The 9,958-nt window shown below is 54.6% G+C and carries 8 protein-coding genes; 4 read left to right on the top strand and 4 right to left on the bottom strand.

The window, feature by feature from the left end; genetic code table 11:
- Nucleotides 1-147: 147 nt before the first annotated feature.
- The 3 genes from UC15_RS20275 (at nucleotide 148) to UC15_RS20265 (ending at nucleotide 3,623) form a co-directional block, all read left to right on the top strand.
- Nucleotides 148-897, top strand: a complete 750-nt coding sequence (locus UC15_RS20275; protein ID WP_112290484.1) for an ABC transporter ATP-binding protein — start codon at nucleotides 148-150, stop codon at nucleotides 895-897.
- A gap of 77 nt (nucleotides 898-974) precedes the next feature.
- A complete protein-coding gene (locus UC15_RS20270; protein ID WP_198659745.1) occupies nucleotides 975-1,916 on the top strand; it encodes an ABC transporter substrate-binding protein in 942 nt (313 codons plus the stop codon).
- Between the two features lie 48 nt (nucleotides 1,917-1,964).
- Nucleotides 1,965-3,623, top strand: coding sequence for an iron ABC transporter permease (locus tag UC15_RS20265; protein WP_112290480.1), 1,659 nt, complete (start codon nucleotides 1,965-1,967; stop codon nucleotides 3,621-3,623).
- Here the strand turns inward: UC15_RS20265 and UC15_RS20260 are convergent.
- The 4 genes from UC15_RS20260 to UC15_RS20245 all read right to left on the bottom strand — a co-directional run bounded on the left by UC15_RS20260 (nucleotide 3,620) and on the right by UC15_RS20245 (nucleotide 8,434).
- Entirely contained in the window at nucleotides 3,620-5,116 is a 1,497-nt protein-coding gene (locus tag UC15_RS20260; RefSeq protein WP_112290479.1) for an MDR family MFS transporter, read from the bottom strand. The genes UC15_RS20265 and UC15_RS20260 overlap by 4 nt on opposite strands.
- A gap of 129 nt (nucleotides 5,117-5,245) precedes the next feature.
- A complete protein-coding gene (gene bioD, locus UC15_RS20255; protein WP_112290477.1) occupies nucleotides 5,246-5,932 on the bottom strand; it encodes a dethiobiotin synthase in 687 nt (228 codons plus the stop codon).
- Between the two features lie 209 nt (nucleotides 5,933-6,141).
- Nucleotides 6,142-7,365: an ROK family transcriptional regulator gene (locus tag UC15_RS20250; protein WP_112290476.1), complete on the bottom strand. Its 1,224-nt coding sequence runs from the start codon at nucleotides 7,363-7,365 to the stop codon at nucleotides 6,142-6,144.
- A 169-nt stretch (nucleotides 7,366-7,534) separates the two neighbouring features.
- Nucleotides 7,535-8,434 carry a LysR family transcriptional regulator gene (locus UC15_RS20245; RefSeq protein ID WP_112290474.1) on the bottom strand — a complete coding sequence of 300 codons (900 nt, stop codon included), beginning with the start codon at nucleotides 8,432-8,434 and terminating at the stop codon, nucleotides 7,535-7,537.
- Nucleotides 8,435-8,576: 142 nt separating this feature from the next.
- On the opposite strand from UC15_RS20245, the gene UC15_RS20240 reads away from it, so the two are divergent.
- Nucleotides 8,577-9,869: an MFS transporter gene (locus tag UC15_RS20240; protein ID WP_112290473.1), complete on the top strand. Its 1,293-nt coding sequence runs from the start codon at nucleotides 8,577-8,579 to the stop codon at nucleotides 9,867-9,869.
- The last annotated feature ends 89 nt before the right edge of the window (nucleotides 9,870-9,958 follow it).

The raw sequence follows: 9,958 nt of genomic DNA, 5'->3' as shown, positions 1-9,958 counted from the left end.
CCCTTCGCAGGGGAGGGAGTCGCCCCAGCCAGTCTTCACAATTCTTACGCATCCTCGACAAGAACGAACAGAAACTGTCATTTCCCCGTCACATTCCCCCTTTACGCTCACCCCCACAAATAAATCCCAAAGAGGATAGTACCAACCATGATCATTCCAGCTCATACCGGCGGGAATGCGCCTGCGCGCATGTCTTCTCCCCCTGCCATCGCTATTCATCAGGTGTCCCATTTCTTTGGGAGCAACCCGGTACTCAATCATGTCAATTTATCCGTGCCGGAAGGTACGATCCTCGCCCTGCTTGGCCCTTCGGGCTGCGGGAAAAGCACGCTGCTGAAAATGCTGGCCGGGCTACTCCATCCCGCGTCGGGGCAGATCAGTTTCGATGGCGAAATCGTCGCCAGCGGGAAACTCAGCGTGCCGCCGGAAAAACGCAATCTCGGGATGGCGTTTCAGGATTACGCCCTGTGGCCACACATGAACGTGCGCCAGAACGTCGCGTTTCCGTTGCAAATGCGCGGGATCCGTGGCGCGGCTCAACACGAGAAAGTGATGGCCGCGCTGGAACGCGTCGGGCTGGCGGATTTTGTCTCGCGCCGCCCTTCTGAACTTTCCGGTGGTCAGCAGCAGCGCGTGGCGCTGGCACGGGCGATTGTCGCCGAGCCGCGTATTTTGCTGTTCGATGAACCGCTGTCGAATCTTGACCGCGACCTGCGCGAAAGCCTGTGCGAGGAGATGGCGACATTGTTGCGCCAGCTCGGCACCACGGCGGTGTATGTCACCCACGATCAGCACGAAGCTCATGCACTCGCTCACCGCATTGCGCGCATGGACAAAGGCACCATCGCCAGCATTGACCAGATTGACCCTTCCGTTGTTTCACCTTTTGTTGCTTAACCTTTGATGGAATGAAAATGATGAACCGCACACACAACACACAGACAAAAACGTTTTCCCGTACCAAAACAGGCGTAATGACAGCAATGACTCTTTCTCTCGCAATGGCAGCCGGCAGTGCTCAGGCACTGACGCTCTACACCGCCGGGCCGGGTTCACTGGCAAAAAAACTGGCAGCTGGCTATGAAAAACAAACCGGCGTAAAAGTCGATGTGTTCCAGGCAACAACCGGCAAAGTCATGGCGCGGCTGGAAGCTGAACAGGCGAATCCGCGCGCGGACGTCTTAATTTCGGCGTCCTGGGATACCGCAACCGACCTCGAGCAACGTGGCTGGTTGCTGGAATATCAAAGCCCAAATGCAGAACAGGTTCCGGCACAATTCAAAACGCCGTATTACGTCGCGCAGGGTATTTCCGCGCTGGGTATCGTGTGGAACACCAAAAGCGGTACTACCGAACCAAAAGACTGGGGCGATTTAGCCAAACCAGAATTCAAAGACAAAGTCACCACGCCGGATCCGTCGCTTTCTGGTGCCTCGTTAGATTTGCTGATCGGGTTACAAAATGCGCATGCACAGCAGGCCTGGAAGCTGTTTGAAGATTTGAAAGCCAACGGCATGATTATCGCTGGTCCGAATGCGCAGGCGCTGACGCCGGTATTGCAGGGGGCGAAAGCCGCGGTATTCGGCGCAGTGGATTATGTGTCTTATGGCAGCGTGCAGGACGGTGAATCCGTTAAAGTGATTTTCCCGAGCAGCGGCACGGTTATCGCGCCGCGTCCTATGATGATCCTCAAATCCAGCCAGCAGCAGAAAGAAGCCAAAGCATTTATCGATTACGCGCTCTCGCCTGAAGGCCAGAAACTGGTCGCCGATGCGTGGCTGATGCCAGCACGCACGGACATTGATGCCAGACGTCCCTTGTTTAAGTCATTGAAGTTGCTGCCAGAAGCCTCACAGGCTTCAGCATCCCGTAAAGACGTTCTCGAGCGTTTTGCGAAGCTGTTCGGCCAGCAATAATCCTTTCACGGGCTGTCGCCAAAACAGCCCGCTTCTGAGATTTGATCAATGAATAGAAACGCTTTTTTACCGGGCGTAACGGGCATCGCGCTGCTGTTACTGGTCGCCGTGCCGGTGGCATTTGTGATCTTGCAGGCGGTTTTTCCGCATCTGGATACCGGCAGTTATTCGGCGCCATTCAGCACATTTACCCGTGTTTTTGGCGAACCTTCGTTGCAGGCACTGTTTGCCACCACGCTGAAAGTCGGACTGGGCGTGGCGTTATGCAGCGCGCTGATCGGCGTGCCTCTGGGCGCGCTGCGCGGATTATTCGCCCTGCCCGGCGCCGTTCTGTGGGATGTGGTTTTTCTGATCCCCTTTTTAATACCGCCTTATATCGCTGCGCTGTCGTGGATGCTGGCGCTGCAAACCAACGGTTACGTACAGCAATTGCTGCCGTGGCTGAATCTCAATGATTTTCTGTTTTCACTGCCGGGTATGGTGGCAGTGATGACGCTCAACGTTTTTCCGGTGGTCTATTTTGCTGTCTCGCGCAACATGGCCGCCAGCGGCAGCCGTCTGGCGGATGTGGCGCGTATTCATGGCGCAGGACCCTGGCGGGCATTTATCCGCATCACGTTGCCGATGGCCTTACCGGCCATTGCCTCCAGTCTGCTGCTGGCATTTACCCTGTCGATAGAGGAATACGGCGTGCCCGGTGCGTTAGGTTCGCGAAGCGGCATTCTGATGCTGACAACCGGTATCGAACAGCGGCTTGCCGACTGGCCGATTGATATGCCGGGCGCTGCGGTGCTTTCCCTGCTGCTGGTGGCGATCGCACTTTGTGCTTACAGCGTACAACGCGCGGTGCTGGCCGGTAAAAATGTCGAGAGCATGACCGGTAAACCGGCTGATGTGACACAAAAATCGCTGGCAGGCTGGACGCTGCCGGTGATGGCGTTATTTACCGTCGTGGCGTTGATTGCGGTGGCGCTGCCGATTATCTCCACGCTGGTAACGGCATTTTCCGGCACCCTTTCCGGCGGACTGACGCTTTCCAATTTCACATTACGGCACTTTGGCAATCTGTTTGCTGCGCATAGCGATGCGCTCGGTGCGCTGTCGACCAGTCTCAGTCTGGCGCTGGGCACGGCACTGATCGCCGGTGCGACGGGATTTCTGGCGTCATGGCTGGTGATGGCACGCAAAATTCGCGGGGCGGCGTTGATTGACGGACTTTCGCTTTTTCCGGCCGCGCTGCCGGGTATCGTGGTTGGTGTCGGGCTGATCCTGGCCTGGAACCGCAGTTTCTGGCCCGTGACGCCGTATAACACCTGGGGGATCCTGCTGTTGTCGTATTGCTGTCTGTTGCTGCCTTATCCGGTGCGGTATGTCAGCGCGGCGCTAAAGCAGATTGGCGGTAATCTCGATGCGGCGGCACGGGTACACGGCGCGACTGCCGCGCAGGCATTGCGGATGATCCTGCTGCCGCTGGTGTTCCCGAGTTTACTGGCATCAATGATGATGGTCTTTGCAGTGGCGTCGCGTGAACTGGTGACGTCGCTGCTGCTGTCCCCGGCAGGTGTGCAGACGGTTTCTGTGTATGTCTGGCGGCAGTTTGAACAGGGTTCGGTAGGCGACGGGATGGCAATGGCGTCGATTGCCGTACTGCTGAGCCTGACGCTGATGTTAATCGCATTCAGGCTACAGCAGCGTCAGACGTCTTAACTTTCCCGCTGCGCTTCACGGCGCGGGCGGTCGCCAGACGGGATTAGCAAACCTGCGGCGACCGCCAGCACTGAAACCACCGCCGACACCACGAATACCCAGTGCAGCGAAGCGGCCACGCTGTCGGTCAGCATATTCAGCTGTCCTGAGTCCATCGCGCTGCGCGTGGCTTTTTCCATCAGCTGCTGAACCGGGTCGTTCACCTGTGGCAGCCGGTATTCCAGATTAAGATTCAGCGTCGCGCCCAATACCGCCGTGCCGATGGCTGAGCCAAGCATCCGCGTGAACAGCGTCGACGCGGTAGCAATGCCGCGGATCGCCGGTTCTGCGCTGTTCTGCACTGAAACGATAAATGTGGTGTTAGAAAGCCCCATGCCTGCGCCGATAGAAAACGCCGCGATACGTGCCATCCACAATCCCGACGACGGCGAAAGCAATAACAGCGCCAGACTTCCGCCCACCAGCAGCAATCCGCCCGTCACCGCCGTGGTCCGATACGACGTTGCCTGCATCATGCGGCTGCTGAACATGCTTGCCAGCGGCCAGCCGATGGACATCAGCGCCAGCGTGGTGCCCGCCTCCAGCGGTGTTCCGCCGAGAACGCCCTGAACGTAAGTCGGCAGAAACGCGCTGATCCCCATCATGGTCGCGCCGATAATCAGACCACCGACATTACCGGCAATAATCACTTTGCTGTCCCACAGCGCCAGCGGGAATAAAGGTTCAGGCGTTTTACGCTCCTGACGCACCAATAACCCGCCGTTGACAACAGCAAACGCCAGCAACGCCAGCGCCCAGTAGCCCAGGGCTTCGGCCTGTAACAGCGCCAGTAATAAGCAAGCAACGGCGAGCGTGAGATAAGCGGTCCCGGCCAGATCCAGCTGATGCGGTTTACGCTGACCGTCCGGCGGCAGGTATTTGATAAGTATCGCCATCGCCACCAGGCCGATGGGCACGTTCACCCAAAACACCACCGCCCACGGAAAATGGGAAACAATAAACGCCCCCATCAGCGGCCCGACTATCGCCGAAACGCCCCAAACGCTGGACAAATACCCCTGCGCTTTCGCCCTTTCCTGCGGACCGTAGACATTGGCAATCAGCGTCGTGGCAATGGGCGTAATGGCGCCAGCGCCCAGCCCCTGCAACGCGCGAAAACCGATCATCCAGCCCAGCGACGGCGCGAAGCCGCACAGGACTGAACCAATAAGAAATAAGGTAGTGCCGATGAAAAACATTTTCCGGCAGCCGTACAAATCCGCCAGCCGCCCGTAAATGGGCACTGTAATCGCCTGTGTCAGAAGATAGACGGCGAATACCCAGCCAAGCAGTGAAAAACCACCGAGGTCACCGATGATGGTCGGCATCGCGGTCGCGACAATGGTCACTTCTACCGCGGCCATAAACATCGACAACATGCAGGCAATGAGGATCAGCGGACGGTGGGAAGATTTAACAGCAGATGTTTGGACTTCAGAATGATTGACGGCCATGTTCTTTGTTTTCTTAAGAATTGTGTTGATGAATGCACTCAGGCAGATTTCAAATTATAGACGTAAAAAAGGCTCCGGGTTTTGCACTCAGAGCCTCCGAACTGGCGAAATTTTGTGACAACGTCACCGTCAGGCGCGGGTCATTGTTTTGAGATTGAAGCTGGACAGGTCAATAAACTTCGCCATATCGCGGCTTTCAGCGCGGGGTAAATACGGAATTTCTCCCAGAAGCGGTGCTGAAATATTGGCGCTTATCGCGTCAATTGTTTCCTGATAGTGAGCCAGGCACGGATTAATGCGGTTCGCCACCCAGCCAATCAACGGTAAACCATCAGCAATAATTGCCTGCGCTGTTAATAATGCATGGCTGACGCAACCTTCCTGAATACCGACCACTAATACCACCGGCATATTTTGCTGGCGTACCCAGTCAGAATAAAAAAGATGCGGAGTAATCAATGTTCTCCAGCCATCACATCCTTCAACAACCACTGAATCCGCCTCTTCACGCATGAAATTAAGGCCATTGGTCATTATTTCAAACACATTTCCGGGGATCTGGCTGGCATAAATATCTTCATCCGCCAACGCCAGAGGGGTTATTTTATTAAAAGGATAAGAAATAGAAGATGACTGCTGGAGAGTTACCGCATCTTTATTTCGAACCCCGTCGGCCAACTCCTGGCTGCCAGTTGCAATAGGTTTATAGCCTAAAACGCAGCGGTCCTGCGCGGCTAAGGCCTGAAGCAAGGCACGTGTGACAATGGTTTTACCTACACGGGCGTCCGTACCCGTGACGAAAAAGTGCGTTAACATGGAATTCAGGCTCCGGGATCTCTCCGTCTTATTGAAAGATAGTCTCCGGTAAGAAAACATCGCAGGAGACAAAGTATCGACAGAAAGTCTAGGCGATGAGAGATGAGAGCGGTTTGCGTTAGCGCAATGTTTTGTCGACTCGGTGAGCAAAAAAGCCGGAAGGCTTATAGCTATTTTATTAAGATAAACAGCCTAACGTTATATAAAACTTAGCCTTGCAGTAATTTTATTATCAGGGAGCCGCTGTATAACGCGTCTTTGACTAATGCCGCACCGGGCATAGTTCCCTGATTATAGAATTGCGTCGATTCGAGTTTGATATTCTCGCTATATGCAGGAAGTGACTGCTGCTGAATACAGGACATTATCGCGGGATGGAGAATATCCTGAGATAAATTAAGCGGCGAGCCGATCAGCACTTTTTCCGGATTAAACAGATTCACCATGATCGCGAGAATTCGCCCTACGCTCTGACCGACGCTGATAATCACATCGCGCGCCAGCTGATCGCCACGGTTAGCGGCGTCGCATACGGCCTCAATGGTCAGCGAAACCCCATGCAGTAAGCTGGCTGGAACCGGTACCGTCAGACGCTGACGTACAAGTTCGAGAATACTGTCCGTGCTGGCCACCGTTTCCAGACACCCATGATTGCCGCAATAACAACGCCTGCCGTAAGGATCCACCTGCGTATGACCAATTTCCGCCACACTGCTGCTACCCGCATGCAGAACCCGTCCGCTGGTGATCACGCCCACACCGACATTGTGATCAATCACTACCTGAACGACGTTTTTACAGCCACGGGAGGCGCCATAAAGTGACTCCGCCAGCGTCCACGCACCGATATCGTGCTGCACATAAACCGGCAGACCGGTATGTACGGAAAGCGTGTCGCCAAGCGGCATATCAAACACGTCATGGTAAAACGGCATACGGTGAACAATGCCCCTGCGTGCATCTATCATCCCCGGCAGGGTAATGGCGATGGCGGTAAGGCGTTCGAGTTTGCGCTGATGACGGATAAAGAACTGATCGATTTCAGAGATAATACGTTTGAGCAGCGGTTCCGGAGCCTGAACCGGCAATGGCAGCACTTCTTCCACCACCAGTTTACTGCTCAAATCCCGCAAACCTAAGGTCACGGTTCCGGGACTGATACGGGCAGAAAGGTAGTGCCAGGCCTGCGTATCCAGCGCCAGACCAATGGCCGGACGCCCGCGACTGCCGGGATCCTGAAACTCCGTTTCCAGCACCAGATGAGCCTGTAACAACTCGCGGACAATCTTGGTGATACTGGCCGGAGCCAGTTGTGCTTTTTTCGAAAGCTCGATACGCGAAATGGGACCAAACTGATCTATCAGGCGGTACACAGCACCGACATTGGTTTGTTTAATCTGGTCGATATGTCCTGGTTGCCCGTCGGGGATCACTCAAGGAACTCCTGTTATTTTCGCGCTTCAAAATAAAGATTAGGGGTATGTTGGAGTTTTTGTTATATGTCGTCAACTATTTGATTAGTTATGTGATTTGGTGCACAAATTGCGTGAAAAGACCCTCAGAATTGACTGGAAAAACAGCATGTTCTGTACAAGAAGTCCGTCAGTCATCGTGGAGCAACAATGCCATAAACGCGCGGGTCGCTGCCGTAAGAGGACGTGTCGCATGATTCACCAGCCATAATTGCGTTGTGCCATGCAAATTGCCAAAGCGCAGATAGCGCACGCCCTCCACCTGAATCCGCAAATAAGACGCGGGTAAAATCGATACGCCCAGCCCTGCCGCCACCAGGCCGATAATCGTCAGAGGTTCCCCGACTTCCTGGGTGATAAACGGCGTAATGCCCTGCGCTTTCAACTGCCCGAGAATATCGTCGTACAGCGATGTACCGACATCTTTAGAGAAGAACACAAATGGCTGATCGGCCAGATGCTGAAACGTCAGTTCGCCCTCGGCCAGCGCGTTAAGCGGATGGTCTTTATGGACTACCGCAATCAGGGGTTCAGTCAGTACCAGATGATGTTCCAGCTCCGGCGGCAGCTCGCCGTTGCGCATCATCCCCAGATCCAGTTTTCCTTCCAGCAGCGGTTCGATTTGCTGTTTACTGTTGAGCTGTTCGATGCGGATATTCACGTCAGGATACGTCAGGCGAAACCGATGCAACGTACTTGAAACCCGGCGTAAAAACGGCGCCGAAGACGTCAGCCCGAGTGTCAGATTCCCGGATTCCCCGCGGTGAATACGCGCCGCCTGCGCCGAGGCCTCATCCACACGTTGTAAAATCTGACGCGCTTCTGACAGAAACACCTGACCCGCCTGCGTCAGGCGCACGCTGCGGTTACTGCGGTAAAACAGCGCCGCACCGACATGCGCTTCCAGCGCCTGAATTTGCTGGCTCAGCGGCGGCTGGGAAATATGCAAACGCTCCGCCGCCCGGCCAAAATGCAGTTCATCCGCAACTGCGATGAAATAACGTAAATGACGCAGCTCAATGTGACTCATAACGATGTCCGGTTGTTCCTGATTGATACTTTAAACGTATCGTTTTCGATAAATTAATATATTAGACAATACAAAGACCGCTGTTAAAATTTTCATACATTTTAAAATTTAGTTTTACAGCCTATCGTATTAAGGATTTCCAGTGAAAACCTCCCGGCGGATTTCCGCTGCACCTGCTCAAGATTCTGTTAATGACGACGAATTAAATCCTGACTCGCCTGTCGCCCGCTCCGGTCTGAAAACTCCTTTTATCAAACGTGGTACACCGCAATTTATCCGCGTTACGCTGGCTCTGTTTTCTGCGGGTCTGGCGACATTTGCGTTGCTGTATTGCGTTCAGCCAATTTTACCGGTGTTGTCTCATGATTTCGGGATTTCACCAGCCACCAGCAGCCTGTCGCTGTCATTATCGACCGGTCTGATGGCAATCGGACTGTTGTTTACCGGGCCGGTTTCTGACGCCGTCGGGCGAAAATCAGTGATGGTGGTGGCGTTACTGCTCGCCGCAGGCTGCACGCTGGTTTGTTCCTTTATGCAGAGCTGGGACGGCATTCTCATCATGCGCGCGCTGATCGGTTTATCGCTCAGCGGTGTGGCAGCGGTAGCAATGACTTATCTGAGTGAGGAAATTCACCCGAGCGTGGTCGCCTTCTCGATGGGTTTATACATCAGCGGGAACTCGATCGGCGGCATGAGTGGCCGTTTAGTCAGCGGCGTGCTGACCGACTTTTTTTCCTGGCGTATCGCCGTCGCGGTCGTCGGTTTCTTCGCCCTCGCCGCCGCGATTATGTTCTGGCGCATTCTGCCGCCTTCTAAGCATTTTCGCGCAAGCTCGCTCAAGCCCCGCAAACTGCTGATCAACTTTAAGCTGCACTGGCGTGACAGCGGATTACCGTTACTTTTCGCCGAAGGTTTCCTGCTGATGGGCAGTTTCGTGACCATGTTCAACTACATCGGTTATCGTCTGCTTTCATCGCCTTATAACCTGAGTCAGGCGATTGTCGGGATACTTTCCATCGTCTATCTGATGGGGACTTACAGTTCGCCCAAGGCAGGCGTACTGACCGGTGTCTATGGTCGCGGCCCGGTGCTGATCGGCTCGACAGCCATCATGCTGCTGGGAATTTTGATCACCGCCTTCTCTCCGGTGTGGCTGATTTTCATCGGCATGATCCTGGTCACCGGCGGGTTCTTCGCTGCGCACTCTGTGGCCAGCGGCTGGATTGGCCGTCGTGCGCGTCGTGCTAAAGGTCAGGCTTCGTCTTTATATCTGTTCAGCTACTACGCGGGATCGAGCGTCGCCGGGACGCTGGGCGGATTTTTCTGGCATGCGTACGGATGGTACGGGATTACCGGGTTTATCAGTCTGATGCTGATTGTTGGCGTGGGTGTTGGGTTCCGGTTGATGCGGCTTTCTGAGGCAAAAGCCGCTTAATGCCATTTTGTGTGCAGAGGCCGCTGCAAAGGGGCGGTTTTTAAATTCACTTCGACTTTAAAATCAAAATCAACACCTTGGGTTGCCAC

This window comes from Rahnella sp. AN3-3W3 (assembly GCF_003263545.1).
Classification (GTDB): domain Bacteria; phylum Pseudomonadota; class Gammaproteobacteria; order Enterobacterales; family Enterobacteriaceae; genus Rahnella; species Rahnella variigena.
The sequence above is the reverse complement of the archived record's forward strand: the minus strand, read 5'-3'. Positions and strand labels throughout refer to the sequence as shown.

What these genes read in the sequence shown, in the direction of transcription:
- UC15_RS20275 (WP_112290484.1), top strand. Translation starts at nt 148, where the DNA reads ATGATCATTCCAGCTCATACCGGCGGGAATGCGCCTGCGCGCATGTCT.
- UC15_RS20270 (WP_198659745.1), top strand. Translation starts at nt 975, where the DNA reads ATGACAGCAATGACTCTTTCTCTCGCAATGGCAGCCGGCAGTGCTCAG.
- UC15_RS20265 (WP_112290480.1), top strand. Translation starts at nt 1,965, where the DNA reads ATGAATAGAAACGCTTTTTTACCGGGCGTAACGGGCATCGCGCTGCTG.
- UC15_RS20260 (WP_112290479.1), bottom strand. Translation starts at nt 5,116, where the DNA reads ATGGCCGTCAATCATTCTGAAGTCCAAACATCTGCTGTTAAATCTTCC.
- bioD (WP_112290477.1), bottom strand. Translation starts at nt 5,932, where the DNA reads ATGTTAACGCACTTTTTCGTCACGGGTACGGACGCCCGTGTAGGTAAA.
- UC15_RS20245 (WP_112290474.1), bottom strand. Translation starts at nt 8,434, where the DNA reads ATGAGTCACATTGAGCTGCGTCATTTACGTTATTTCATCGCAGTTGCG.